The 23,938-nt window shown below is 60.9% G+C and carries 27 protein-coding genes and 4 pseudogenes; 22 read left to right on the top strand and 9 right to left on the bottom strand.

Annotated features, from left to right (window positions below; all coding sequences use genetic code 11):
* Window positions 1-388: pseudogene (locus tag CDE01S_RS15830) on the top strand (hypothetical protein); the annotation flags it as partial.
* A 175-nt stretch (window positions 389-563) separates the two neighbouring features.
* Here CDE01S_RS15830 and CDE01S_RS15835 read toward each other — a convergent pair.
* Complete coding sequence (locus tag CDE01S_RS15835; RefSeq protein ID WP_066709761.1) at window positions 564-788, bottom strand: hypothetical protein; 225 nt, start codon at window positions 786-788, stop codon at window positions 564-566.
* Window positions 789-912: 124 nt separating this feature from the next.
* On the opposite strand from CDE01S_RS15835, the gene CDE01S_RS19085 reads away from it, so the two are divergent.
* The 12 genes and pseudogenes from CDE01S_RS19085 to CDE01S_RS15900 form a co-directional block, all read left to right on the top strand.
* Window positions 913-1,158, top strand: a complete 246-nt coding sequence (locus tag CDE01S_RS19085; RefSeq protein WP_066709763.1) for a hypothetical protein — start codon at window positions 913-915, stop codon at window positions 1,156-1,158.
* Complete coding sequence (locus CDE01S_RS15845) at window positions 1,151-2,626, top strand: site-specific integrase (RefSeq protein ID WP_066709766.1); 1,476 nt, start codon at window positions 1,151-1,153, stop codon at window positions 2,624-2,626. Before CDE01S_RS19085 ends, CDE01S_RS15845 begins: the two co-directional genes overlap by 8 nt.
* A 196-nt stretch (window positions 2,627-2,822) precedes the next feature.
* A complete protein-coding gene (locus tag CDE01S_RS18565; RefSeq protein ID WP_157077156.1) occupies window positions 2,823-3,470 on the top strand; it encodes a hypothetical protein in 648 nt (215 codons plus the stop codon).
* 127 nt (window positions 3,471-3,597) lie between these two features.
* The gene (locus CDE01S_RS15855; RefSeq protein ID WP_066709771.1) at window positions 3,598-3,990 is read left to right on the top strand and encodes a hypothetical protein; all 393 of its coding nucleotides are present in this window, start codon (window positions 3,598-3,600) and stop codon (window positions 3,988-3,990) included.
* A 194-nt stretch (window positions 3,991-4,184) separates the two neighbouring features.
* The gene (locus CDE01S_RS15860) at window positions 4,185-4,802 is read left to right on the top strand and encodes a hypothetical protein (RefSeq protein WP_066709774.1); all 618 of its coding nucleotides are present in this window, start codon (window positions 4,185-4,187) and stop codon (window positions 4,800-4,802) included.
* Window positions 4,803-4,834: 32 nt separating this feature from the next.
* Window positions 4,835-5,167 carry a hypothetical protein gene (locus CDE01S_RS15865; protein WP_157077157.1) on the top strand — a complete coding sequence of 111 codons (333 nt, stop codon included), beginning with the start codon at window positions 4,835-4,837 and terminating at the stop codon, window positions 5,165-5,167.
* A complete protein-coding gene (locus CDE01S_RS15870) occupies window positions 5,164-5,514 on the top strand; it encodes a hypothetical protein (RefSeq protein WP_157077158.1) in 351 nt (116 codons plus the stop codon). The genes CDE01S_RS15865 and CDE01S_RS15870 overlap by 4 nt, the downstream gene beginning before the upstream one ends.
* Window positions 5,515-5,570: 56 nt before the next feature.
* Window positions 5,571-5,945, top strand: a complete 375-nt coding sequence (locus CDE01S_RS15875; RefSeq protein WP_066709781.1) for a hypothetical protein — start codon at window positions 5,571-5,573, stop codon at window positions 5,943-5,945.
* A 12-nt stretch (window positions 5,946-5,957) separates the two neighbouring features.
* Entirely contained in the window at window positions 5,958-6,212 is a 255-nt protein-coding gene (locus tag CDE01S_RS15880) for a hypothetical protein (protein ID WP_218016533.1), read from the top strand.
* Window positions 6,209-6,529, top strand: coding sequence for a hypothetical protein (locus CDE01S_RS15885; protein ID WP_066709784.1), 321 nt, complete (start codon window positions 6,209-6,211; stop codon window positions 6,527-6,529). Before CDE01S_RS15880 ends, CDE01S_RS15885 begins: the two co-directional genes overlap by 4 nt.
* Window positions 6,530-6,713: 184 nt before the next feature.
* Complete coding sequence (locus CDE01S_RS15890; RefSeq protein ID WP_066709787.1) at window positions 6,714-7,004, top strand: hypothetical protein; 291 nt, start codon at window positions 6,714-6,716, stop codon at window positions 7,002-7,004.
* 47 nt (window positions 7,005-7,051) lie between these two features.
* Window positions 7,052-8,055, top strand: a pseudogene (locus tag CDE01S_RS15900) (IS3 family transposase); the annotation flags it as partial.
* On the opposite strand, the gene CDE01S_RS19260 reads toward CDE01S_RS15900, so the two are convergent.
* The 4 genes and pseudogenes from CDE01S_RS19260 to CDE01S_RS15910 form a co-directional block, all read right to left on the bottom strand.
* Entirely contained in the window at window positions 7,960-8,670 is a 711-nt protein-coding gene (locus CDE01S_RS19260) for a DDE-type integrase/transposase/recombinase (protein ID WP_084382935.1), read from the bottom strand. The pseudogene CDE01S_RS15900 and the gene CDE01S_RS19260 sit on opposite strands and share 96 nt — an antisense overlap.
* Window positions 8,671-8,705: 35 nt before the next feature.
* The gene (locus tag CDE01S_RS15905; RefSeq protein ID WP_066709791.1) at window positions 8,706-8,972 is read right to left on the bottom strand and encodes a transposase; all 267 of its coding nucleotides are present in this window, start codon (window positions 8,970-8,972) and stop codon (window positions 8,706-8,708) included.
* A gap of 75 nt (window positions 8,973-9,047) precedes the next feature.
* Window positions 9,048-9,191, bottom strand: a pseudogene (locus tag CDE01S_RS19295) (H-NS histone family protein); the annotation flags it as partial.
* A gap of 139 nt (window positions 9,192-9,330) precedes the next feature.
* Window positions 9,331-9,921 (bottom strand): annotated as a pseudogene (locus tag CDE01S_RS15910) (IS256 family transposase); the annotation flags it as partial.
* On the opposite strand from CDE01S_RS15910, the gene CDE01S_RS15915 reads away from it, so the two are divergent.
* Both CDE01S_RS15915 and CDE01S_RS15920 read left to right on the top strand, forming a co-directional pair.
* A complete protein-coding gene (locus CDE01S_RS15915) occupies window positions 9,916-10,476 on the top strand; it encodes an FAD-binding oxidoreductase (protein ID WP_084382939.1) in 561 nt (186 codons plus the stop codon). The pseudogene CDE01S_RS15910 and the gene CDE01S_RS15915 overlap by 6 nt on opposite strands.
* Window positions 10,445-11,182, top strand: coding sequence for an RraA family protein (locus CDE01S_RS15920; RefSeq protein ID WP_218016534.1), 738 nt, complete (start codon window positions 10,445-10,447; stop codon window positions 11,180-11,182). Before CDE01S_RS15915 ends, CDE01S_RS15920 begins: the two co-directional genes overlap by 32 nt.
* Window positions 11,183-11,209: 27 nt before the next feature.
* Here the strand turns inward: CDE01S_RS15920 and CDE01S_RS15925 are convergent, their stop codons facing one another.
* A complete protein-coding gene (locus CDE01S_RS15925) occupies window positions 11,210-12,169 on the bottom strand; it encodes a LysR substrate-binding domain-containing protein (protein WP_066709803.1) in 960 nt (319 codons plus the stop codon).
* 112 nt (window positions 12,170-12,281) lie between these two features.
* Here CDE01S_RS15925 and CDE01S_RS15930 point away from each other — a divergent pair, with 112 nt between their 5' ends.
* The 6 genes from CDE01S_RS15930 to CDE01S_RS15950 all read left to right on the top strand — a co-directional run bounded on the left by CDE01S_RS15930 (window position 12,282) and on the right by CDE01S_RS15950 (window position 15,924).
* Window positions 12,282-13,253, top strand: coding sequence for a Bug family tripartite tricarboxylate transporter substrate binding protein (locus CDE01S_RS15930; protein WP_066709806.1), 972 nt, complete (start codon window positions 12,282-12,284; stop codon window positions 13,251-13,253).
* 61 nt (window positions 13,254-13,314) lie between these two features.
* Window positions 13,315-14,556 (top strand): aconitase X, encoded by a 1,242-nt coding sequence (locus CDE01S_RS15935; protein ID WP_281179371.1) that lies wholly within the window; start codon window positions 13,315-13,317, stop codon window positions 14,554-14,556.
* Window positions 14,553-14,960 (top strand): aconitase X swivel domain-containing protein, encoded by a 408-nt coding sequence (locus tag CDE01S_RS15940; protein ID WP_066709809.1) that lies wholly within the window; start codon window positions 14,553-14,555, stop codon window positions 14,958-14,960. The genes CDE01S_RS15935 and CDE01S_RS15940 overlap by 4 nt, the downstream gene beginning before the upstream one ends.
* Window positions 14,961-14,972: 12 nt before the next feature.
* A complete protein-coding gene (locus CDE01S_RS15945; protein WP_066709812.1) occupies window positions 14,973-15,317 on the top strand; it encodes a YidH family protein in 345 nt (114 codons plus the stop codon).
* Window positions 15,317-15,589 carry a DUF202 domain-containing protein gene (locus CDE01S_RS19265; protein ID WP_084382938.1) on the top strand — a complete coding sequence of 91 codons (273 nt, stop codon included), beginning with the start codon at window positions 15,317-15,319 and terminating at the stop codon, window positions 15,587-15,589. Before CDE01S_RS15945 ends, CDE01S_RS19265 begins: the two co-directional genes overlap by 1 nt.
* Complete coding sequence (locus CDE01S_RS15950) at window positions 15,586-15,924, top strand: Rossmann-fold NAD(P)-binding domain-containing protein (protein WP_066709815.1); 339 nt, start codon at window positions 15,586-15,588, stop codon at window positions 15,922-15,924. Before CDE01S_RS19265 ends, CDE01S_RS15950 begins: the two co-directional genes overlap by 4 nt.
* Window positions 15,925-15,949: 25 nt before the next feature.
* Here CDE01S_RS15950 and CDE01S_RS15955 read toward each other — a convergent pair whose 3' ends face one another.
* On the bottom strand, window positions 15,950-16,861 hold the full coding sequence (locus CDE01S_RS15955; RefSeq protein ID WP_157077160.1) for a hypothetical protein: 912 nt from the start codon (window positions 16,859-16,861) through the stop codon (window positions 15,950-15,952).
* Complete coding sequence (locus CDE01S_RS15960) at window positions 16,851-21,857, bottom strand: hypothetical protein (protein ID WP_157077161.1); 5,007 nt, start codon at window positions 21,855-21,857, stop codon at window positions 16,851-16,853. The genes CDE01S_RS15955 and CDE01S_RS15960 overlap by 11 nt, the downstream gene beginning before the upstream one ends.
* Window positions 21,858-22,263: 406 nt before the next feature.
* Here CDE01S_RS15960 and CDE01S_RS15965 point away from each other — a divergent pair.
* Window positions 22,264-22,982, top strand: a protein-coding gene (locus CDE01S_RS15965; protein ID WP_157077162.1) for an IS6 family transposase whose coding sequence is annotated in 2 segments (ribosomal slippage) — window positions 22,264-22,503 and window positions 22,506-22,982 — 717 coding nt in all. Because the reading frame shifts where the segments join, the coding sequence is not laid out codon by codon here.
* A 457-nt stretch (window positions 22,983-23,439) separates the two neighbouring features.
* Here CDE01S_RS15965 and CDE01S_RS15970 read toward each other — a convergent pair.
* Window positions 23,440-23,938, bottom strand: a 499-nt coding sequence (locus tag CDE01S_RS15970) for a transposase (RefSeq protein ID WP_157077163.1), incomplete at its 5' end; no start/stop codon positions are given.

Here is a 23,938-nt window from a genome sequence, read left to right on the forward strand (position 1 = left end):
CCCTAAGCTGTCTGCTAAGTGCAATGCCGTGCTGAAGGTCGCCGCCGACGCTGCCGAGGACCTGAACGATTACCGCAATAGTCTGGTGCACGGCTACTTGATCTCGTTCGGGGAGGGATCAACGCCATCGTTCATGAAGAACCCCGGGTGGCACCACACAAAGCGGAACAAGCCAGTCGGTGACGCATACATTGACGAGCCGTTTCAGGACTTGGTCCTGATCGCGGCATGGACGTTGTTCAGCCTCATGCTCCATGTCGAGAAGTCGCTGGAGGACACTGATGCGCAGCTGGCCATTGAGGCGATGGAATCAGATGTGCAGCGAGCTAGGTCTTATGCCAGCGAGGCGCGCCATCTCCGGACTTTGATGAATGTGGAAAAGTACTGAGCTGGATTGCAGCTGCTGGGCGGTAGGCCGCTGCCGAATGGACGATTCAAAGTAGCGATCAGTGGCCGGTGTCAGCGGCAGCGGTCGGTCAGGCGCGGAGATACGAATGACTCAGATCAGCCTGAAGCAGTCTTACCAACGGCCATGGCGTGATGTGCGCCAGCCTTCTACGGCATTAACTCTTAGTCTTCTTGGTCGCAGCCGAACGCGCAGTTCGAGCAGTGCGGCCATCTGCTTCCGACTCGGCCAAGGACACACCCAAATAGCTCTCTAGGGCGTAGCGGACGACGTCTGACCTGCTCGGGATGGTCTTCATGGTCGAGGCGAGCTCGATCCTTTTCTTGTCGATGAGTGCCTCTAACTCATCGCTCACCCGAATGTTTAACTGGTTGCGGCTCATGCAGTAGGTCGTCCTGCGCCAATTTTAGCTGCCTACCCGCCTTATTGCTAGACAACTTGACAGTCTAAATATATGACATACAATGTGACTGTCTAGCAATAAAGCAGACAGACAAGGAGTGCAAATGGGAACGGAGCTGCTAACTACAGATGAGCTATCGGCGCGAATCAAATACGACGTCCGAACCATACGGGAGAGGCTGAAGGACAGCGTCCTCTTGGAGGGCGTTCATTACTTCAGACCGTTCGGCGGGCGAAAAATTCTTTACATGTGGGACGCAATACAGCGCGACATGGTCAAGGTTTCATGCGAAAGGCCACTTGGCATGTCGGGCATCCCGATGGCAAACGGAGGGGTGATGCATGGGTAGCATTCGTTTGTCCGAAGCGACGAAGGCGTTGTTTCTCGATTTCCGATATCGGGGAAGCAGGTGTCGTGAGTACACGGCCCTCGATGACACGCCGGGCAACCGCAAGAGACTGCAAAAGATCCTCGACCTTATCGAATCAGAAATCGCGGCCGGCACCTTCGACTACCAAGCCTACTTCCCCAACAGCAAGGCCATCAAGCGGTTGGAACGGGTCGAGCCTGCACCGGTAGCTGATAGTGCACCGATGGTGCAGCCTGCCAGTCAGCCTGTGCAAGACGGCTCACCCCTGTTCACCGACTTCGCTAACCAATGGGTCAACGAGCACAGCATCGAATGGCGGCGCAGCCACACCAAGTCGCTGGTCTCCACCTTGAACGGACGCCTTATCCCGCACTTCGGCTGCCGGACGGTGGCCAGCATCAGCAAGGCCGACATCCTGGCCTTCCGTGCTGAGCTGGCCAAGGTCAAGGGCCGCGGTGGCAAGGACGGCTTGTCACCCAAGCGCATCAACGAGATCATTGGCCTGCTGCGCCAGATCCTCAACGAAGCGGCCGAGCGTTTCGCGTTCACTTCGCCGGCGACCAACATCAAGACCTTGCGCCTGCGCAAGACAGATGTCGATCCCTTCAGCCTGGACGACGTGCAGCGCATCCTGGCCAACGTGCGCGCCGACTATCGCAACTACTTCATGGTGCGCTTCTTTACCGGCATGCGCACCGGCGAAGTCCACGGACTCAAATGGCAGTACGTGGACTTCGAGCGCCGGCTGATCCGGGTGCGCGAGACCTTCGTCCTGGGCGAAGACGAATACACCAAGACCGACGGCAGCCAGCGCGACATCCAGATGAGCCAGCCGGTGTGGGAGGCCCTGATGGCCCAGCACCAGGTCACTGGCAAGGCCTCGCCCTATGTGTTCTGCAACCTCATGGGCCAGCCGCTGGACAACAAGAACTTCTCTGACCGAGTCTGGTACCCGCTGCTGCGCTACCTGGATCTGAAGGAACGGCGTCCCTACCAGATGCGCCACACCGCCGCCACCCTGTGGCTGGCCGCCGGCGAGGCCCCTGAGTGGATCGCGCGCCAGCTCGGCCACACGAGCACCGAGATGCTCTTCCGTGTCTACAGCCGCTACGTACCGAACCTGACGCGCCAGGACGGTTCGGCCATGGAGCGCCTGCTGGCCAGCCGCCTGTCGCAGGGGCCGCTGATCGAGCAGGCCGAAGCCAATCCCGCTGCGCCGGCAAACCCGGGCCAGGCAGTCTACGTACCGATGTACCTGGCCGCACAGGAACAGGCGCAGCACAAGCCGCAACTCCTGCCGCAGCCTCAGCCCGTCCCGCGTCGCCGCGGCATTCATGCCGTGCGCAACGCAAAACCCGATGCCGAGAACCACGATGCCCAGCCCCCGCCTTGGCGCATGACGGAACTGCGCCAGCCTGTTGCGCCACGGGCGCAGCAACTGCACTAGCAGCGCCAGCCCCTTTCATCGAGCACTGAACCAGACCGGCAAATCCCTTGGGAATGCCGGCCAGGGGAAGGCTTTGCCCAAAAAACCGCCCACGCATCGCCACGCACACAGAAACCCGAACCAAGGACCTCTCATGAAAAAACCCCTCACCTCCACACCGCTCCCGCTCCCCGCCCCCCGCCGCGAGAACGCCTCTATGCACTTTGCGTCGCCCGAGTGCCTGACCGCGCCGGCGACCGCGCGCCAGCAAGTCCGCACCCGCACCCAGGCCCTCGCAATGGAGTACGGGCAGATCCAGGCAAAGGCCAATCACCCGGGCATGCCGTTGTTCATTCCCGGTCGCGGACCGCTGGCCCCGGTGCGTGCCGACACCCTGCGCAGCCCGGCGCTGCGCCTCTTCCTGACCAGCGTGCTGGCCGAGCGGGAGATCCAGACCCTGCTGGCCCAGCCCGGCATGAGCCAGAACGAAGTGCCGTGCACGGCGGGCGACCTGGTGCAGCGCGCGGCCGCCCGGGTCAGCTTCTGGTGCGTGCTGGGTCGCGCCCAATGCGAGGTGCTGTACGCGGCCACCGTGGTCGCCGGCATCGGCCGCCTGCTGGCGCCGACCGTGGTGGGCGCTTGCCGGGGCGACGACGTGCTGTTCACCCTGGTGCGATCGGCCTTGCACCGGCTGGATGAAGAAACGCCGTCTGAGGCGGCGCTGCTGCGCCAGTGCCTGGGCTGGGGCAACGGCGACGAGATCGACGAACAGCTCGTCCCCGGCCTGCGCCGGGCCATCGCCCGCGCGCTCGACCACGGCCTGGACGGCCGGGTGGGCGAAGCCGACCTGGGCTGGCCCAACTGAACCGGCACAGATGCACCGCAGCCGAGGTGCCCTTGACAGACAGCGATTGTGTGAGAGCTTGGTAATCAGGAATGCTTGGTCCGCCCTCACGCAGCAGTCCCCAGCAATTGGAAATAAAGGAAACCAAGTGGAAAAGCAAAACCAACTCGTCGAGTTCGACAACGTCCACCCGGTGGCGCCAGTGAGCAGGGAGCCCGTCACCGTCATGAGCGTGTGGAGACTGGTGCAGGTGAACTGGAAATCTGGCGAACGCACCCGCCACCTGGTCGGCCATGCGAATGGGGAAGGCCGGGTCTGCTCGGACATCCACCAATTCGACCTCGAGGCCATGACCGCCATCACCCGCAGCGGGCGCAAATACCGGCTGGTGGGCGAACCCGGGCGTGATCGAGATGCCTCATATGTCTTCAGGGTTTGGCTCAGCTACCAGGAGCCAGGCCAGGTGCGCGACATGACCCAGGCCCTGATGCGGCTTCGACGGCAGCGCCACCAGGTCAATCTGCCGCCGGACCGGCGCTGAAGGCATCCGCCATGACCAGTAGAACCGCCGTGGCCCACAGCCAGCTCCTGCACCCGCCGTAAGGCCAGCCCACTGGGCGCGACGGCATGCCGTCATTGTCGCGCTCCAAGACATCACGGCAATTAAGACCCGAGCAAACCCTGCAGCGGCAGGGAGGGTGGAGCTTTACCAATCAATCCATGGAAGGAACCAGGATGAAACATCCGAACAATGACCAACACGGTCAACCTCGCGACGCCGACGAGCAAGAAATCGTGCGAGACCTGACGCGCATCTTCCGCGCCAGCCAGGCGTGCGAGGACGGCCAGAACAGCACCTGCGCCCGGCGACAGGCCGAGCACAAAGCCATCCACCGGCTGGGCCACCAGCCTGCGGCTGCAGCGACCACGTCCGTGCCTCGGAACGAGAGCAGAACGCCGCTGGCAGCGCTGCTGGAGTGGGTGGTGTGTGACGAGGCAATCGACGGCCTGATCCGAAAGCCGCTGGTGCGCCAGCTGCGCCGGGCCGGCGAGGAAGCCATGGTGATGGCCGATCCCGGGCAAAGGGACGTGCTGTACCTGGGCACCGTGTTGTGGGGCCTGCACATGGGCCTGGTCATGCACCAGGGCAAGCGGCATTGCTGCGCCGCCGAGCAGCTGCGCGACATCGCCGGCCCGGCCCTGCAGGTGCTGGCTCAGGACGCGCCGGAGCATGCCCGGCTGCTGACCAGCCTGATGGGCTGGAGCGACCAGCAGGACCTGGCCGACGACGAGCTGCGCCGCTTGATGCTGGAAGGCCTGTACATGGCCAATCTGCTGCCGCAGTCGATGTGATCTGCAGTCACCCACGATGCGGAGTCCATGACATGACAACAAGCAAACGCAAGCAGGGGCCGGCCACGCGCCGGCGCAAAGAGACCGCTCGCCCATCCGGCAGGAACGTGGCGTTGCATGAACTGCGGGGCCGGGCGTATTTCATGTTGCCGGCAGAGTTGCACACCTTGGTGAGCAAGAGCCGGCTGGAACAGATCAGAAGGGAAATGGAGTCGCAGGTCTTGCGGATCGATCTGAACCTGGGCCGGCGGCTGGTGCGCCTGTGTCTGCCCACGACCTTGATGATCTGGCCGCCAGAGCCGGCCAACAAGACGGCAAGGAAATCAGGCAAAGGCGCCAAGCAGAAAAAGGAGCCCTCGGCATGAACCCTGCTCCGGAAAACGCTCGACCGTGTCGCCTGAACAGGCTGCGGCAGTGGCTGGCGCAGTGGATGCCTGTCATGGCTCTGGCCGTGCTGGTGCATGCCCTGGCGCTGGCGGTTCTGATTGCAGGCGTCGCCTGGCTGATCCATCACTCTGATGGGATCCCACTGGCCAACGCACGTTTCGACTACCTGCGGCAATTGCAAGCCATCACAGGCTTCCATGCGCTGGACGAGGTGACCGGCCTGAACAAGAACGGAACCCTCACCGTCCAGCAAGGAGCCAACCGCTCCCGCCCTCACTGCGATACGCAGCAACGCTGCACACGGCTCCTGCGGCCTTGGCCGTGAAGGGGCGGTCACAGACCCAAACCACAACCCCAAAACGTTACAGAAAAGGAAATCCCATGAACGAGAACGAAACCAATCCGCAGCAAGACAACGACGAGCCTGAAATGGACACCGACGTGTTCGGGCTGCTGATCGTCTTCCTGCTGATCTTCGTGATGCTGGGCCTGTTGGCCTTCTGGCCGTACACCAAGCAGTACATCCCCGGGCTGGCCGATCCGACCCAGGTCCAGATCCTGGGGCCGGTTGAGCGGGTCAGCTTCGTGGGCGGCTTTGGCACGCGTACCCAGGTGGAGGTGGGTACCAGCGTGCTGCTCCTGCCTGGCCCGGTCGAGATCGGTCGGGGCGTGCCGGTGGAGCGGCGGGTCAGCGTGATTGACGACCGGCTGTGCGTGGTCGGCACCCAGCGTTGCCACGAAATTCTGAGCCGATAGGGAGGTGGGCACATGACGAGCGACAGAAATGCTGCCAGCGCACCGGACGAATTGCACAAGCGAGCATCGCCCGGGCTCATGGCCGTAATCGAGCGGGATCTGCGCACAGGCATGCTGGTGGGTCAGGTGATCGGCTTCCCGGCCGCCCAGACGCAGGGGGAATCGATCGACGAAGTATGTGTCAGTCTGATGGAAGTCATTGACCTACTCCGGCGGGAAGGCGCGATCAAACTGGAGAGCGCGTTCATCGCGCTGATACGACTATGAGAAAGATCAGTTCAGGAGAAGGCAGCCAGACGGGCTGGCATACGCAGATCAAGGGCTACCACAACGTCCGTGGCCGTGAGCCGCTGCGCGCCTGGATACAGTTCCCGGCGCAGGTGAGGGCGCTGCTGGGGCTGCGGCCGGGTTTGCGCTGCAAGGTCATAGCCTGCGAGGGCAAGCTGGTGCTCAAGCCCAAGCAGGCGGCCAGTGCCGTGCATCCAATATTCAAGAAGATGCAGGGGGCAGAGCGGGTGCGGTTCGAGCGGGCTTGGCATCGAATGCTGATGCGACTGGGGCGTGGACCAAAGTTGCGGCATTGATGCAGCCGACCGGCCGGTGAAAACAGCCAGGAACATGTGACGGAGGATCGGATGAATTGGCTGCTCATCGGTCCTTGTCCTCAAGGTAGACGTCAGGAAATCATCTCCCCGAATTAGGGGATGGTCATTGCGCGCTGATCATGATGTGATGTCTGCCCTCTGACCGCAAAGGGAGGGTCTCACCATGCGCCTCGAATCATTGCCCACTCTTTCTACGGTTCGACATAAGCTGCCAACGCTCCTGGTCGCGCTGGCGGCGCTTGTCTTCGGAAGCGCGAATGCCGAGATCAGCCTGACGCTGAAGAACACCTTCATCGAGAAATACAAGAACCGGACCTCCATCGCCGACGATTGCGTGGTCGACCATTCCAAGGGCAAGCCCAATCCGGCATCGGCCGACGGCGACATGCATGCTGCGGTCCGCTGCCGCGAGATAGCCTTTCCGTACATGCACCCGACGTCCCCCCGGATTTGAGTAGCGCCTGAGCTTGGAGTCCAATCCCGTTTAACAGGAGATTGGACGTGAAAAAGCGATTTAGCGAAGAACAGATCATTGGCTTCCTGCGGGAAGCGGAGTCAGGCCTGCCGGTGGCCGAGCTGTGCCGCCGGCACGGCTTCTCGGAGGCCAGCTACTACCTGTGGCGCAGCAAGTTCGGCGGCATGAGCGTGTCGGACGCCAAGCGGCTCAAGGAGCTGGAGGCGGAGAACAGCCGGCTCAAGCGCTTGCTGGCCGAATCGATGCTTGAGAACGAGGTGACGAAAGAAGCCTTGCGAAAAAAGTGGTGAGCGCACCGGCACGGCGTGATCTGGTGCGCTACATGATCGACAAGGGACTGAGCGAGCGACGCGCGCTGCGCGTGGTCAGCATGAGCCCCAGCGCCTACCGCTACCAGCCGGTGACGGATGGCAACTGCGCGCTCAAGGAGAAGATCATTGCCCTGGCGCAGCGCCATCGCCGCTACGGGGCGGGCATGATCTATCTGAAGCTGCGTCAAGCCGGTGAAATCGTGAACCACAAGCGGGTGGATCGCCTGTATGCCGAAGCAGGCCTGCAGGTGAAGAAGCGCAAGCGCAAGAAGGTTGCTCTGGCTGAGCGCCACCCCCTGGAGCGGCCGATGGCAGCCAACGAGGTGTGGTCCATGGACTTCGTGTTCGACCGCACGGCCGAGGGGCGCAGCATCAAGAGCCTGACGGTGGTTGATGACGCGACCCACGAAGCCGTGGCCATCGTGCCGGAGCGTGCGATGGGTGGCAACCAGTTGGTGAACATCCTCGAACAACTGGCTGCTACCCGCGGCCTGCCAAGAGCTATCAGAACGGATAACGGCAAGGAGTTCTGCAGCCGGGCCATGCTCACATGGGCTCATGCCAAGGGTGTTCAGTTGTTCCTGATCGAGCCCGGCAAGCCCAACCAGAACGCCTACATCGAATCATTCAATGGACGGTTCCGCGATGAATGCTTGAACGAGCACTGGTTCACCAGCCTGCAACATGCCCGGGTGGTCGTTGAATCCTGGCGCAGGGAATCGTTCCACATAGGCATTCTGGGTTGGCTTTCCTGGCTGGATGTGGTTCAGGGCGATCCCCTTGGACTTGGCCCATTCGGCCAGCGCATGGGCAATGAACTCCGGCCCGTTGTCCAGCCGGATCGATAGCGGGGCGCCGCGCACCTCGACCAGTTCGTTCAAGGCGCGGATGACTCGTGCCGCCGGCAGGCTGGTATCGATCTCGATGCGCAGGCCTTCCCGGTTGAACTCGTCGATCACGTTGAAGGTGCGGAACTTGCGTCCCGACCACAGCGCATCGGACATGAAGTCGCAACTCCAACCCTGGTTGGGCTGATTGCCAGCCACCAGCGGCTGTTTGATGCGCCTCGGCAGCCGTTTCTTGCCCCGCCGCGGCAAGTTCAGACTGAGCTGGCAGTACACCCGCCACAGCACCGTCTTGCCCCAAGGCCGACCCTGGTGCCGTGCGCTGGCGTACAGCAGGCCAAAGCCATGTCCCGGGTTGGTGGCCATGTAGGTCTGGATGAACTGGATCACCCCGGAATCATCGAGCCGCTTCGGGCAATAGCGCAGCGTGGAGCGGGCAATGCCGCTGGCAACACACGCCCGGCGCTGGCTCATGCCGTGGTCCGCCATGAGCGCTTGCACGACGTCGGCTCGACGCTCCGGGGTCAGAGCTTTCGGTCAACGACGTCCTTGAGCGCGTGGTGCATGAGGGCCAAGTCCGCGTACATGCGCTTGAGCTTGGCGTTCTCGGCCTGCAATTCACGCAGCTGCGACAGGTGCGAGACGGTCATGCCGCTGAACTGGGTTTTCCACTTGTAGTAGGTCGCTTCGCTGATGCCATGCTTCCTGCACGTCTCGCCGACCTTGGCGCCGAGCTCGACCTCTTTCAAGATGCCGACGATCTGGCTTTCACTGAACTTTGATTTCTTCACGTAGAGACTCCGTTTCTTGGAATTTTCTACTTCCGCTTGGATCAGGTTTCCGAGGAGGCTTCAATTCGCGGCAAATTAAGGCGAAATCTGTATGAGAGATGCGTCGAGATTGCCTGCTTGCTGAAGCGATTGTGCCCAATGTGGTGCCTTACCACGACCAGTCCATGTCTGATCTGGGTTGGCGGGATTTCTGTACTTGGGCGGTACTTTAGTGCCAGTAGCGCTAGGCTTCTTGCGTGAAGCTTTAGACGTACTGGGCTTGGTTGGTCGGGGCGCCTTCAAGGCCTGTGCTATGTCATCAATACTGATGGAGTTCTTCTTGGGGCGTGTCCTGAATTTTGTGTAAACGGGGCGGACATCAAATATCGGAGAGGCGATCTCCGAACTCGATGGTAAACCGGGTCAGCGATGCCTTCCAATCGCGGATTGGCATTGACCACTTCAATCTGATGTTGCGCAGCGCCAGGAAGAACAGTTTGAGCAGCGCCTCATCGCTGGGAAACGAGCCCCGGTTCTTGGTCAGCTTGCGCAGGCTCATGTTGACCGATTCGATGGCGTTGGTCGTGTAGATCACCTTGCGGATCTCCGGCGGGTAGTCGAAGAACGGGATCAACCGGCTCCAGTTGCGCCGCCAGCTCTGGCCAATGGGCAGGTATTCCTCGTCCCAGCGGGCCTCGAACTCACCCAGGCGCTGTTCGGCCTCCTGTGCCGTGGCAGCCTGGTAGATGTGGCGCAGATCAGCAGCCACCTCCTTGCGCCGTTTCCATGAGACGTAGTTCAGGCTGTGGCGCACCATGTGCACGATGCACAGCTGCACCACAGTCTTGGGGAATACCGCCTCGATGGCCTCAGGGAAGCCCTTGAGCCCATCGACGCAGGCGATGAAGATGTCCTGCACACCACGGTTGCGCAGCTCGGTCACCACCTGCAGCCAGAACTGGGCATGTTCGAGAATTTCTACGAGGCGGCGGTTGGCGAAGACCTGCTGGGGGACGCGGTGATCGCGCAAACCCTGCAGCAGGAACGCGCGCTCTGGGCCCTCCGCCACGAGATGATCCCGTTCAAGTATGTCACTGGTCGCATGCTGAAGTGGGATGCTTCCGTACCCCTGGACGTCATTCCGGACTTCCTCCTCAAGACCTTCGATGCCGTCGCAGGCATTGATGCCGACGCGCAGGTCTTTGCCTTCGGCCATGTGGGCGACGGCAACCTGCACATGTCCGCCTGGCCGCGCACCGACGTCCCCCCGGAAGTGCTGGACCAAGTGTCCGACCGCATCATCGGGACCGTGGACAAACTGGTCTGGAGCTACTCCGGCTCCATCTGCGCGGAGCATGGTGTCGGCGTGGAGAACCTGCCGCGCCTGCATGGCCAGAAATCCGCCGTGGAAGTGGCGCTCATGAAGGCCGTCAAGTCCGCCCTGGATCCCCGCAATCTGCTCAACCCGGGAGCGCTGCTCCTGGACCTTCCAAATGGGCCGGACGCCCGGAGAGGACAAGAATGAACACGCCGCACCCCACCGACCTGCTGCACTCGCTGGCGAAATTCGACACGCCGACGATCTGCATGCGCTCGAACTGCTGGATCCCGCCTACCGCACCGCCGGCTTCACTGCCGAACCCCTGCGCTGCATCTATCCGGACCTGCAGCCCATTGTCGGGTATGCGCGCACGGGCACCATCCGCTCCCTGCAGCCGTCCCGCTGGGGCGAGCAGAAGCAAAAGGAAGTCCGCGTGGAGTGGTATCGCTACGTGGACGAGGGCGGAACCAAGCCCAGCATCGTCGTGCTGCAGGATCTCGACGGCGTCCGCGCAGGCTTCGGTTCCTTCTGGGGAGAGGTGAACTCGCACGTCCATCGCGGCCTGGGTGCCCTGGGTGTGATCACCAACGGCTCCATTCGCGACATCCCCATGAACGCCGGCAACTTCCAGATGCTTGCCGGTTCCGTGATGCCCAGCCACGCCCATGTGCACATCGTCGACATGGATGTTCCGGTGACGGTTGCCGGCATGGCGGTCCAGCCGAACGACCTAATTCACGCAGACCAGCACGGCGCAGTGGTGATCCCCCAAGCCCTGGCTGTCCGGATCGCCGACGCCGTGGCTCTGATCGCGGCGCGCGAGACGCTGTTGATCGAGGCGTCGAAGAAGGATGGGTTCACCTGGCAGCACCTGAAGGCTGCCATCATGAAGACAGTCGACATCCACTGAACGAGGGCGTGCACTGCGCCCGCCTTCTCAGTCGAGGTGCATCGCGCGGGCAGTGTCGATCGCGATCCGCTCGAAAGCCGCCACGACCGGAGCCTGCTCGAAATCGCTGCGGGCGAACAGGCTGATGGGCGCCACCCTGGCAGCCTGTTTCGGCCGGAGCACCACGAGATCCCCGGCCAGGAGACCGCTCTCCGCGATCGAATGCGGGAGCACGCCCAGCAGGTCCCCGTAAGCGATGACGTAGCGCATCTGGTGGAAGCTGCTCGAGGCGACTGCAACCACCGGGCGCAGGTTGCCGCGTGCCGTGAACATGCTGTCCGCGATCTCCCGCAGCGGGCTGCCAGTCTCCGGCAGCACCCATTGAGCGCTCGCGAGCTCGCGCCAATTCACGTCTTCCTGCCCGGCCAGGGGGCTGTGCCGGCCGCAGACGATGTCGAAGGCTTCGGTGTACACCTTCGTCACGCGCAAGTTGGCCGGTTGTCCGGCGTGCAGCATCCGTCCGAAGGTGATGTCCAGGTTGTTGCGGGTGAGCTCGCCGAGGAGCTCGTCAGTCGTTCCCTCGTGGACCGAGAAGTGGGCGCGGGGATGCGCCGCGAGCAGCGCGTTGACCGAGCGGGCGAGCAACTCCGGTGAGAGCGAAGGGAGGATTCCGAGCCGGATCGTCCCGCCGCCCCCGCGAGTGAAGAGGTCAAGCTCGGCGGTGATATTGCCGATGTCTGTCATCACGACGCCGATGTGCCGCAACAGGATCTCTCCGTGCGGCGTGACCTGCATGCCACGCCGGTTTCGCTGGAAAAGGACGACGTGGAACATGTCCTCGAGTTCCTGGATCAGCTTCGTCGCCGCTGGCTGGGTCATGTTCGACGCGGTCGCCGCTTTGCGCATCGTGTGCAGCTCGCAAACGTTGCGGAAGACCTCCAGATGCTTCAGTCGCAGGCGCGATCGGATAACCGCCTGCACGGTCTCGCTGCGGGGGGGGTGGGCCATGCTTCGTCTCCATGGTTGTTGATAACGAAATCGTGGCAGTGGTGCAAGTTTCGTGATTATCCAAGAATCGGAAAATCGCGCACATTAGACGCGTCAGACATTCGGAGACACCATGATCACGAGACAAACAGTTCTTGGCGCAGTCGCGGCGGCCCTGATTGCAATCGCGCCCCAGGCGTGGGCCGCGTATCCGGACAAGCCGATCCGGCTGATCGTTCCCTTCCCCGCCGGTGGGGCAACGGACGTCGTGGCTCGGGTAGTCGGCGTGCGGCTGGGCCAACTGCTCAAGCAGCCAGTAATCGTCGAGAACAAGACGGGCGCCGGCGGCAACATCGGGGCCGACTTCGTGTCCAAGTCCCCTGCCGACGGCTACACCGTCCTGGTCGCATCGCCGGCGGAAGTCGCCATCAACGAGTTTCTCTACGCGAAGATGAGTTACGACCCGGCGAAGGACCTCGCGCCGGTCGCCAAGCTGGCTTCTGCACCGCTGGTGCTGGTCGTGAGCGAGAAGTCTCCGGCACGCTCTGCGCAGGACCTGGTGCGCCACGCCAAATCGAAGCCGAACGGGCTGAACTTCGCCTCCTCGGGCACCGGCGGGCCGCAACACCTGGCAGGCGAGCTGTTCCGGATCACCTCCGGGGCGAAGCTGACGCACGTACCCTACAAGGGCGGCGCTCCGGCCATGACCGACCTCCTGGGCAATCAGGTCGACCTGTTCTTCTCGGGCCTCCCGCCCGCGCTTGCGCACATCCAGGGCGGCAAGCTGCGCGTGCTGGGCGTCAGCACGGCGCAGCGATTCCCCCTGTTGCCGCAGGTGCCCACGGTTGCGGAGCAGGGCTTCGCGGGCTTCGACATCGAGAACTGGCAGGGCGTCTTCGTTCCTGCGGGAACGCCGGCAGGCGTGATCGAACTGCTGGCGCGAAGCCTTGGCGAGATCGCAGCGGACAAGGGCTTCGCCGAGCAACTTCAGGCGCAAGGTGCATCGCCGGCATTCCTGAACACCAAGGCGTTTGCAGAGTTCGTGGCAAAGGAGCGAACGAAATACGCCAGGCTCGTCAAGGACTCCGGCGCCAAGGCGGACTGATCTGCGGAAGGTAACAGCAATGGAAAACATGATCGACAACATCACGCAACGGGTGGGCACCATGCAGCTCACTCCTGAAGAGCAGGCCATGCTACGAGGCGACAAGGGCGCCGCGGTGCAGGAGGCGATCCAGTTCCAGATCGAAGTCGGCAGCTTTTTCGAGGCGAAGCGCTTCGTGCCGATCACGCACGCCCACGTCATGGGCGACATCGAAGTGATGGGCGACGGCGGCCTCGAGCACCTGCGCAGCATGGACGAGAAGCACGCGAAGTGCTCGGTGCCGACGTCCAGCAACGCGCAGTGCATGCATTTCCACGAGGACGCGCGCTTTCACCAGGACGAACAGGAGCAGACCAAGGAGCGGGAGATCCTCTCGCGCTACAAGACGATGCGCATCGCGTCGACCGACTCGTGCATTCCCTACCAGCAGGTGTACCAGCCGAAGCTCGGCGAGCACGTCGCGTGGGGCGACACGGGCACCGTGATCTATGCGAACTCCGTTCTCGGCGCTCGCACCAACTTCGAAGCTGGCAAGGCGAGCTTTGCCGCGGCCATCACCGGCCGCACGCCGGAATACGGCTTCCATCTCGACGAGAAGCGCGCCGGCTCGTTGCTGGTCGACCTGCAGGCGCGCATGGAGGATTTCGCCGACTGGGGGGCGCTGGGCAAGATCGTCGGCCACCCGCACCAGGATTATTTCGCGGTTCCCGTCTTCGATGGCTTCCATCGCATGCCGTCCTCGGACGAACTGAAGCACCTGGGCGCCTCGCTCGCCAGTTACGGGTCCATGGCTATGTTTCACATGGTCGGCGTCACGCCTGAAGCGCAGACGCGGGATACGGCTTTCCAAGGACACAAGCCGCAGGAGTCAATGATCGTCACCGACGCGGACATCCAGGCGATCTACGACGGCTACCGGTACAAAGACGCGGCCGCGAACATCGTGGTCTTCTCGGGTCCGCAGCTCTCGTTGTTCGAGATGCAAAGCCTAGCCGAGCTCTTCGAAGGTCGCAAGGTGGCGACAGGGATGGCCGCGGTGGTGACGACGAACCACATGGTTTACAGCGACGCCAAGCGGCTTGGCTACGTCGACACGCTGGAGAAGGCCGGCGTCACCATCATGCAGGGCGTGTGCTTCTACATCCTGCAGCGGCTGTCGAAGATCCGCGAGGAGAACGGATGGACTAACCTGATCTCCAACTCGGGCAAGCTCGTGAACACGATCACTGCCCATCGATTCAACACGGTCCTGCGTCGCACGCGCGACTGCGTGGAAATCGCTTGCACGGGGAGGCTGGCATGAAGAAGATCGTCAACGTGAAGCGCGCGTGGGGCCAGCCGGTCGAGGCGCGCGCCCTGGTGATGCGCGAGGGCTTCAGCCCGCGCTACGACCTCGATCGCTGGACAGGCGTGATTTCCCGCATCGGCCACAGCGCGGAGGACGAGAACATCCGGGACACGGTGCTGATCATCCCGACGAGCAAGGGTGGCGTGGCCGGCGGGTGGGCATTCCTGGATTTGTTGAACAAGGGCATCGCGCCCAAAGCGCTGGTTTTCGGAAAGCTCAATCCGGTGATGGTGCAGGGGGCTGTCCTCGCGCGCATGCCCGTCATGGAAGGCTGGGACCAGGATCTGCTGCAGATGGTGCGCACGGGTGATCTCGTGCGGTTGGACCCGCAAGCCAAGACCATCACGATCCTGGATTAGGGGCGACGCTCGATGAACTGGCAGGACCAGGGGAGCGATCCCGACTATCGCTTCTCGCTCGCGAACGAGAGAACGTTTCTGGCCTGGATTCGCACCGCCCTGGCGATCCTCGCGGGCGCTATTGTCCTCCACCAGGTGGGTTTGAGCATCTCGCCCGCCTGGTTCGTCCCGGCGCTGAGCGGCGCACTGGCCTTCTTCGGCGCGGGGCTCGGCCTCGGAGCCTACGTACGGTGGCGGGACAACGAAATCGCGATGCGTCACGCGCGTCCGCTACCGCGCTCGTGGCTGCTCCCTGTGCTGGCGGTTGCCGCGGGATTGCTGGGAACCACCTCGGCGGCGGTCGCTTTCTTCGCGTGATGCACGTGCGCGATCCAGGGCTGCAGCCGGAGCGTACTAGCCTCGCTTGGAGCAGGACGGGATTTTCCCTGGCACTCGTAGGATTGCTGCTCTGTCGTGACGGCGTGCGCCATCACGGTACCTTCGTGCTCGCCGCGGGTGCCTTCATCACCCTGGCTTCGCTCGGCATGCTGGTGCTCGCTCGGTGGCGCCGCAGGAGCCTGCCTACCTGCACACCCAGTTCGTTAGCCACGACCAGCTGTACTTCGCTGAACGGCAGAGCTGATCCATGAAGATCGTCTTTCTGGATCGCGGCACGTTCTCGCCGCAGACCACCTTGCGCCAGCCGCAGTTCTCCCACGAGATGCTGCTGCACGAGAGCACATCCGCCGACGAGGTCGCGCAGCGCGTTGCCGATGCCGACATCGTCGTGACCAACAAGGTGAAGCTGCCTGCGGGGGTCATCGCTCACGCGAAGAAGCTGCGCCTAGTGCGCTCCCAGCGCCGCATCGGTCTTGCTGCGCTCTCTGCGAGAGAGGCCCAGCCAAGTGTAGTAGCCACTTCTGGAGATACCGAGCGCCTCGCGCATCAATCCCAGCGGCCAGATTCCTGTAGCCCAGGCGACTGAATGATTCGGTGATGTGACGACTGAATCATGCAAACAGGTCCGGCGTCTGCGCCGATATCGCCCTACGAATGGATGTAAATAGTGCCTCCTCGTCGTGCAAGGTAATCAATGAACACCTGTATGAAGGGCCCTTGGCAGTCAACGTGATCCGAATTGAGATCTGCGCCTTCAATTGCAAGCCGAGCAGCATGCAATAGCCAAGCAGCACCAGCCTGTCGCGCGACAGTTGAAACTGCAGGTTGCGGTGTCCCAGGTCGCAGACCTGGAAAACAGGCTCAAGATCCTGTCCGCCCTGCAGCACGCAGTTCACGATGCCGGTGTCCGCGTTGATGGAGTTGACAGAAAGCTCGACAACATAAGCCCTGCTAGCGGCAAAGTCTGGACTGCTCGCCAATGATTGATCTGCAACGACAACATCCACGTCACAGACAGACACGTCGTGTGCACGACTTAGAAGGTGGCGCAGCGTGTTGATTGCGAGCAGTTGGTCCGGCTCGGTTCGAACAGACTTCATTACCAGTTCGGCATCCGCTTTGCCGAGGGCGGCTTTGCGTGCCACAGGCTGAAGCTTGGCTACGCGAGCGAGTGTACTCTGCTTGTCCAGCTCCGCACGGCTTTCAAGGTCGTCATCGACGATGCGGTGCTGCTTCTGCTCCACCAGTGCCATAACAACGTCCAGCTTGCCAAGTTGCTCGGTCGGAATGCCCGTCATCACAGTCTGTGAGCCGTGGGGGTTCAGCTGCCGCAAAGCTTTGGCGGTCTGTTCGAGCAATCGGACGGCGTCGGGAAGCGAGGTCACAAGGCGGGAATCAACGGTCATGGCTGATGCAGTGGAAAGAAGTTGGTGATGCTGTGCGCGATTGAGTTCGGTGGCGCTGGCGCGGGAACTGGACGTGATGATCATCGGGCCGAGGACGGGGCAGTGCTCAAACATCATGGCGTAGCATCCCGAAAAGGCTCGCGCGAGCCAGTAAACATGCGCGAAAGACAGAGTTCAGGCGCGTCCCTATGACGCGGTTGTCGACGTCGCGGCTGATGAGCTTGATTACCGGAATCTCTCCGACCTCATCGTCTGCAGTTAAGAAAACCAGTTCACTGTTGATAGTCAACAGTGAACGCTCGGCGTCCCCGAGGTAGCGCCGGCCGCGATGAATGTGCAGCGCGCAGGAGCCAGGAAGACCGATGAACAGTTTTCGCCAGAAATCATTCATGTGTTGATCCGATAGATCTTTTGCGCGAAGTTTGTAGATAAATTGAACAGTCGTCAAAAGATGCTGACCATCGAGACTGGAAACCCAATCCAGAATCTCCCGGCCTTGCCCAGAGAACAGGGCTTTCTGGTTGCCCTTGCGACCTCGCTCCTGCGCAGCAGCGCGGGCCCGAACAGACACCATTACGATCAGCTCATCAGGCGGAATGCGGGAATCGAGAGAAGTGGCGCGCGCCAATCCGATGCCGGTCTTTTCTATCGCCTGTGGTTTGGGCATGCCAAGGATACGGGCCGACAGATAGATGAGGTCGTCTTTAGGCAGTGGTGGAGTGACGGTGACTGGGTCGAGCACTGGCGACGCATTGTCCGTGCCCTGTTCTGAGGATGACGGAGGAGGTGACGGATTGCTATGGGCAGGATTAAATGGCGAGGAAAAGTCGCCTTGAGCAAGCGAGATCCCATCGCGATCACTCGCTAGTTGCAATTGAGTCTTGAGTTCCTGAATCGAGTCGTCCGTGATGCGGGAGAAGACCCAGCCCCATTCACAAGACCCTGTAGATGCACGCTGGCGAAACTTGCGCAGCCCGGCCGGATCGATATTGAGTTGATTCAGAAGGGCAGGTCGAGGGGGAGTGTTGTCAAGCAAGCCCGTCACGCGAATCGCAAAAACCAGGTTCCAGCCAGCCAGATAGTTGCCCATCGCTGCGCGCAGATCGCCATGCCCGGCCGCGCTAGCGGCGTAAGCCAGGCGCGTCCAATCGTTCGATGCCTCGTGCCAGGCAGAACAGGAGCGAGGCGAAGCATTTGCGCTGAGAATCTGCGAAGCCAATGCCCCCCAGTCCGGCCACGCCATGTTCTGCAGCGCGCTCGCTCGCAAGGAGTGAGGCCGTGAAGTCGGGTCGCCGGTGGCGTGCTTGATGGCGGCCGACAGGAGGTTGATCAGCTCCAAGTCACGCCGTCCAGCATCAGGGGAGCCATCCCCGCGAAACAGGAATTCAGCATCAGGTTGGTAGAGAATAAGTTCCTGGCGAGAGTCGTTGATCAGTTCTTTCACGATCTCGGGTGTGTTCAGCGTGCGCACCGAATTTGCGTTCTTGATGTTTTTGTAGCCGACGCGTTTGATGGACAGCACGCCTGTGCTTGTGAGGCAGTTGGCCTTCAAATTGGAGATTTCGCTGGAGCGTGTCGGGAGTTGAAATTGAATTCGGGCACGTGTCGTCAGCATCAACGCGTCGAGAGGTTGATCTGCCAGCCATGTGCTAGCAATCGAGATTGAGCGTTCAAGATCGGCATCGGTGATCAGGCAAGACGAGGCGGAACCGCAGGGGAGTCGTTCGTCACCATCGGCCACGGCACTGCGGACAGATGGCGGAACCCAATGCTGTCGGTGGAGGAGATTGCGCACCAAGCGACCGACGGCATCCTTGGTGCGTTTGTGCAGCACGGGCGCGACGGTATCAGGCACAGGAACTAGGCTCTCGCCAAGTGAAAGTGCACTGGTTCCATCCGTGAGCTCTGTGTTCAAAGCGTAGATCCAATGCTCCCACTGGTCGTCGCTCCATTCATAGGGATCGTCCATGTCCATCTCCAGCAATGCGCGCGGACGGCGCGTCAGCACAGCCAGGTAGGTGCTGATCGAGCTGATGTCCAGACGCCCTTTCCGACCCTCCGCGGACTGTTGCAGTTCGTCGATAACCCAATCCATGAGCCACGCCGAGAACTCAGACTGAATGCGCACGTCGGCGCGAATCTGACGCAGGCAGTCCAGCGCCCGTTTGCGCAACTCACCCAGTCGAATGGTTTGCGAGGTGTGCGCTGTGATGATCTTGCGCAGTTGATTGAGATCCTGATCAGAAGATCGGTTGGAATGATTACGAGCGCGGGACAAGGCAGGAGCAGCCGGAGATGCGAGTGAATTGTCCGCAGCCTCACCCAGGCGTAACAAGGACATCTCGCTCAAGGTCGGCGCCGGTACATCCGGATCGGCGAGCGCCAAGAGTGACGGAGGAAGTTCAAGACGCAGGAAGGCGCGGGATGTATCGAACAACGCGGCCTTGCATCCTTCCGCGCTGGCCGGCCAGTAGCTTGGGTCTATACCTCGCAGCGCTTCACTGACCTGTTGCCAGAGTCTCTTCTCCGGGAATGGTTCGCTGAGCGCTCGGATGATCAAGCGCGTCGTTGTGGGCAGCAGTGGCAGCCAAGTCGGATGAACAAAGTGCGGGCGCTGCCACAGTAGGCCGGCTGCATTGCCGTGGCAGCGCAGAGATTGCCCGGGCTCCCTGAGCGCCGCACTGCACAGATCTGGCTCCGGCACAAAGTCCATGAAGATCAGGTGCAGCATCGCAAGGACCGCAACCGGCGCCTGAATGTTGCCTTGCACAAGTCCATGACGCACGCGTTGTGTCGTTCGCCAGCCGGCAAGGGTTGCCACCGTTAGGGGCTTGAGCACGGTGCGGGGGTCAGGTACTTTGAATGGGGCGTCTTTCATGGGGCGTACGCGACCGCTGACCCGGAAGCTGATTTCAGACTCCGACTTACCATGCGACAAGGCCGTGGTGCCAAACAGTCGATGGCCCGTGTAGATCATGGCATCGGCCAGCTTTCTGGCCGCCTTGATGGGCGGGATGTCAAAGTACGCGCCATTGGTCCGGGTGACGTCGCGGGTGTGTCCGGTCAGGGTGCGGATCAGCCAGCGGTCGCAACCGTCCTCGTCCAGATGGGTGACCCACGCGCTGCGGCCAAAGTTGACGTCAGTGTCGGCAAAGAATTCGCCGATCACCCTGGCGATGGCGCTTGTGGTGACAGGCGCAGGTTGCTGAAAAAAGCTGTCGCCCCACTGAACGAACAAACAGGTGTCGTGCTCAAACCCGGTGGACCGATCAGGCTTGATCAAGTAGTGCAAATCAGCTGCTGCGAGAAGTAATTGCTTGACGATTGGTGTCTTAGGAATCAGGCGTGGCTGTTCACGGTCGAACTCGTCCTTGTCGGAGATCAACACGGCTTCTTCATGCAGGAACATCGCGCCGAATGTCAGGCGTTCCAGCCGTGTCCCCCGGTGGGCGGTCTGGATGACGAAGCCGGCGCACAACAGCGTCATGAGCTGGTTGAGGTCTTCCTGGCGCGCAGAATCAGACAAAGCTGATGTGAGGCTTGTGCGTATTCGATCGATTTCCGCGATGAAACGCCCCCACCCTGCGTGGAGTGGGGCGACTTCAAGTACTTTTTGGCACCCAGCGCGTCGCTCCTGGTTGCCGATTTCAATTGGCTCGTCCAGGCCAAGGAAGGCATAGGTCTGGCACAGGCGTTGTCGCAGTACGCCGTAGGTTGGCCCGTAATAGAACAAGGCTGCGGGCGCCGCAACGGCAAAGTGACCGCTCAGCATCGCCGCCGACATGTCGCTCGCGCAGGTGCGCAGAAAGACGAGCGGCATGGACTTGGCGAAGCGGCTGGCGTAGGCCGGATGCACCGGGTCACCGCAGCCACGAAGAAACTCGCGAAATTTTTTCAGATCAAGTGGCGAGCCAAGGGCTGCGCTCATCAGATCGCTCAGAGTCGATGCGGCCGGATGCGTGACGCGCAGATGACGCAAACGACGGGTCAGTTCTACGGGCAGCGGGACTGAAATCGGTTCCGCTACGGCTGGCGCATCTGTCGGATCACGCTGGTTCCGGTAAGCGCTGAAAGCCCAGCACCAGGTGCCGGCGTCAGCGTCTAGCCAGATGCTGTGGCCGGGCTCGAAGCGCAGCTTTGATGCGATGAAGTCACTGCAACCCGTAAGAAGGCTGACCAGAGAAAAAAGGGCATAGGTTGAGTGCTCTTGATTGTCGCTTTGCAGATGCTGAACCAGTTTCCTGGTCACCAGTGCTAAGCCATCGGGATCAAGATAGTTGCGGGTGACAAAGCCCAATTTTTCCGCGAAGGTAGTGTAGTCGCTGCTCGAGAGTCGGGCACCAATGTCGGGATGTAGGTCTTCTCTGCTTCGAGGCCCCTCCTCTTGTTCAAGGTCTGACGATTCATTGCCCTCAGTCAGATTGGGCTCGATCGCTACCGTTTGAGGGGCGTTATCGGGATCATTCTTCTCGGACAGTTTCTCCTGTGAGGGATCCAGAAGACTGTGGAAAGGGCTGCCAATCGAACTGCGCAGTACCAACAGGGTCGAGGCAATGAATGGGAAGTGCACGGCACGTGGGTCAGCCCCCTCGAAAATCCGCGAGAGGCTGGAGCTATCAAGCAAGTCAATGTCAGTCAATGTGTTCCAGCCAGGGGAGCGTCTGCCTTTGCCGGCAAGGGCGTTCTTCAGAATGTGCGCGCCGTTGATCAATGCTGGACTGACGCTGCCATTGATTGAGGCTGCATTGGCAATAGCAAGACCAATCAGTACGGCCAGTTGCTTTTCTGATTCCGTTGGCAGCATGGAGATGCGCCAGGTACTAAGACGGTCTTGCGGAGTGCCATGCGAAGTTGGAGGCCGGAACCATCGTGCCGCGGCAGGAGACCCATTGGCGGCCTGACCTTTGAAATAATTGTTCAGGGTGTCGGCGACTGATTTCCACTGGTCAAGGTTCTTGTCCTTGTGTCGCCCGGCAGCGTGGCCCAGGCAATTGCAGGCCACTTCGAGTGCTGCTCCAATTGCGCAGAGGTCTTGAGGGATGTGCATTGCCCCCGCAAGCAAATGCAGGGGGCGCGCAAGTTTCGGGTCGAGTGAAGAGTTTTGGGTGAGCAAAGTGCATCACATGCTTGACGCATGTGCCTAAAAAAGGTTTCGGATGTGTGCCGCGCGAGGCGGCGAATCCGGGCGCACTTGCCCGCCCAGCCGGGCGCTCCTGTATTGGAGTCGCTCAGTGGTGACTGTAGCTGGTCATGAATATAGGCTGAACTTTGCTCTTGCGAGACCGGCCTGTTCAGCTGCCTGTCCGCGAGTTTATCCCAACTGTTTGAAAAAGACCCAATGGTCTCAATGAACTATTTGACGAATCTGCCGCATCGCTTGTGCGTGACCATAGATTGATGTCTAATCGGGGTCGATCGATTGTTGGTCACACTGACTTTTCACTCTGGGAGGGGCCTTTGAACCGAACTAAACCAAACAAGCTACCTGTTTGGTTTGTAGCCTCATAACCCAAAGGCCCATGCTTGATTTTCGTATAAGTTCGATCAACAGCGCCTTGCGCAAGGTGCTCATTCGGTTCCACTATCCGCTGGAAGTGATGCTGACGTGCGTGCGCTGGTACGTGGCCTACCCGCTGAGTCTGCGCCACGTCGAGGAAATGATGCAGGAGCGCGGCGTATTTGTCGACCACACCACGGTACATCGCTGGGCAATGAAAATGTTGCCGGTGTTGGCCTCAGTTTTCCGGCGACGCAAGCACCCCCCGTGGGTCTGAGCTGGCGCATGGACGAGACCTACATCAAAGTATCCGGTCAGTGGAAGTACCTTTACCGGGCCGTTGATCGGGCAGGCGATACAGTTGATTTTCTTCTCACTGCCAAGCGAGACATGGCTGCAGCGCGGCGCTTCTTGGAGCGCGCCATTAACCTGCATGACTTGCCTGAAAAGATCACCATCGACAAAAGCGGCGCCAACACGGCCGCTATTGAAAGTGTCAAGGCCGACGCATGCGTTGATATCCTGATGCGTCAAAACAAGTACCTCAACAACATCGTTGAACAAGACCACCGTGCCATCAAACGGATTACTCGTCCAATGCTGGGTTTCAAGTCATTTTGGAGTGCCCGCATTATCATTGCCGGCATCGAGACCATGCACATGATCCGCAAGGGGCAGATGGACTGCCCCGCCGGTTCAACCATGTCCGCAGCGCAGCAGTTCTACAGCCTCGCTGTTTGATCACCAGGTCAGCGACGCAGCTCTTTTCGGCCAGAGTCCGTTATTGCGACACCCATTAGCCGGCCGGTGTCAAGCGAGCACAGAAATTCATGCGGCGCAAGCCGCCTGTTTTCAATATCTATCCTTCCAATCCGTTCACAGTCGCCAACCGCATCCGTTTCTTCAATTCATGGCTGCGACGAATCGCGCCAGACACCCATCAGGATCAAGCAAGCGGCCCTGTCACTGCCTGTCGCCCTGGCAGCTTCGCTGCCCCAGAAGAACGTTGGTACCGAAACGTGTCCAATGGTTGATCACAGATCCGTGGCTGCCGAAACATCGGCTCCATTCCCTTACTGGCTCACGTTGCAGGCGATCCGCAATACTGCAAATCTGGTGACGGTGGCTCGCCATCCAATTCAGAACCGTAGGCTGTTGCTCCAGTCGCAATACCTGGCTTGGCGGCCACCGTCGTTAATCATGCAAAGCAACGCGCCGCATCAAATGGCTTTCCTTCTTTAAGCATGTGAAAGCAAGCTCTGGCCAATTTGTGCGCCAATGCCTTTATGGCCACCACGTTGTTGGTCTTGGCCTTCTTTCTCTCGTAGAACCGCTTTGCCTCAGCATTGAAGCGCATCGCATAGACCGCAGCCTCCACAAACGCCCAGGCGAGGTACTTGTTGCCGTTCTTCTTATTGCCTTCGCCTTTCTTCTTGCCATTGCTGGTATGTACGCTATCGACGCAGCGCGCGTAGGAGGCAAAGTTGCCGGCGCCGGCGAATCGTTCAATTGGCCCAGTCTCCAGCAAAATGGTCGTTGCCAGCACTTTGCCTATGCCCGGAGCGCTGGTTAGCAATGCGTAGTCTGGGCGAACCTTCATGTCTGACATTAGCCGCTTTTCAAGCAGCTCGATCTGCGCGCAAAGAGTTGTGATGACCGCCACGTTGGTTTTCACGGCAAGGCCAACATCTGGGCTT

It is taken from the genome of Curvibacter delicatus NBRC 14919, from assembly GCF_001592265.1.
Lineage (GTDB): Bacteria > Pseudomonadota > Gammaproteobacteria > Burkholderiales > Burkholderiaceae_C > Hylemonella > Hylemonella delicata.

Bases quoted from the DNA above. Each gene is read 5' to 3' on its own strand.
- CDE01S_RS15860 (WP_066709774.1), top strand. From the start codon at position 4,185: ATGAAACATCCGAACAATGACCAACACGGTCAACCTCGCGACGCCGAC.
- CDE01S_RS15870 (WP_157077158.1), top strand. From the start codon at position 5,164: ATGAACCCTGCTCCGGAAAACGCTCGACCGTGTCGCCTGAACAGGCTG.
- CDE01S_RS15845 (WP_066709766.1), top strand. From the start codon at position 1,151: ATGGGTAGCATTCGTTTGTCCGAAGCGACGAAGGCGTTGTTTCTCGAT.
- CDE01S_RS15885 (WP_066709784.1), top strand. From the start codon at position 6,209: ATGAGAAAGATCAGTTCAGGAGAAGGCAGCCAGACGGGCTGGCATACG.
- CDE01S_RS15915 (WP_084382939.1), top strand. From the start codon at position 9,916: ATGTTCGAGAATTTCTACGAGGCGGCGGTTGGCGAAGACCTGCTGGGG.
- CDE01S_RS15880 (WP_218016533.1), top strand. From the start codon at position 5,958: ATGACGAGCGACAGAAATGCTGCCAGCGCACCGGACGAATTGCACAAG.
- CDE01S_RS15930 (WP_066709806.1), top strand. From the start codon at position 12,282: ATGATCACGAGACAAACAGTTCTTGGCGCAGTCGCGGCGGCCCTGATT.
- CDE01S_RS15940 (WP_066709809.1), top strand. From the start codon at position 14,553: ATGAAGAAGATCGTCAACGTGAAGCGCGCGTGGGGCCAGCCGGTCGAG.
- CDE01S_RS18565 (WP_157077156.1), top strand. From the start codon at position 2,823: ATGCACTTTGCGTCGCCCGAGTGCCTGACCGCGCCGGCGACCGCGCGC.
- CDE01S_RS19260 (WP_084382935.1), bottom strand. From the start codon at position 8,670: ATGGCGGACCACGGCATGAGCCAGCGCCGGGCGTGTGTTGCCAGCGGC.
- CDE01S_RS15920 (WP_218016534.1), top strand. From the start codon at position 10,445: ATGGGCCGGACGCCCGGAGAGGACAAGAATGAACACGCCGCACCCCAC.
- CDE01S_RS15925 (WP_066709803.1), bottom strand. From the start codon at position 12,169: ATGGCCCACCCCCCCCGCAGCGAGACCGTGCAGGCGGTTATCCGATCG.
- CDE01S_RS15835 (WP_066709761.1), bottom strand. From the start codon at position 788: ATGAGCCGCAACCAGTTAAACATTCGGGTGAGCGATGAGTTAGAGGCA.
- CDE01S_RS15950 (WP_066709815.1), top strand. From the start codon at position 15,586: ATGAAGATCGTCTTTCTGGATCGCGGCACGTTCTCGCCGCAGACCACC.
- CDE01S_RS19265 (WP_084382938.1), top strand. From the start codon at position 15,317: ATGCACGTGCGCGATCCAGGGCTGCAGCCGGAGCGTACTAGCCTCGCT.
- CDE01S_RS15875 (WP_066709781.1), top strand. From the start codon at position 5,571: ATGAACGAGAACGAAACCAATCCGCAGCAAGACAACGACGAGCCTGAA.
- CDE01S_RS19085 (WP_066709763.1), top strand. From the start codon at position 913: ATGGGAACGGAGCTGCTAACTACAGATGAGCTATCGGCGCGAATCAAA.
- CDE01S_RS15945 (WP_066709812.1), top strand. From the start codon at position 14,973: ATGAACTGGCAGGACCAGGGGAGCGATCCCGACTATCGCTTCTCGCTC.
- CDE01S_RS15865 (WP_157077157.1), top strand. From the start codon at position 4,835: ATGACAACAAGCAAACGCAAGCAGGGGCCGGCCACGCGCCGGCGCAAA.
- CDE01S_RS15935 (WP_281179371.1), top strand. From the start codon at position 13,315: ATGCAGCTCACTCCTGAAGAGCAGGCCATGCTACGAGGCGACAAGGGC.
- CDE01S_RS15955 (WP_157077160.1), bottom strand. From the start codon at position 16,861: ATGATGTTTGAGCACTGCCCCGTCCTCGGCCCGATGATCATCACGTCC.
- CDE01S_RS15890 (WP_066709787.1), top strand. From the start codon at position 6,714: ATGCGCCTCGAATCATTGCCCACTCTTTCTACGGTTCGACATAAGCTG.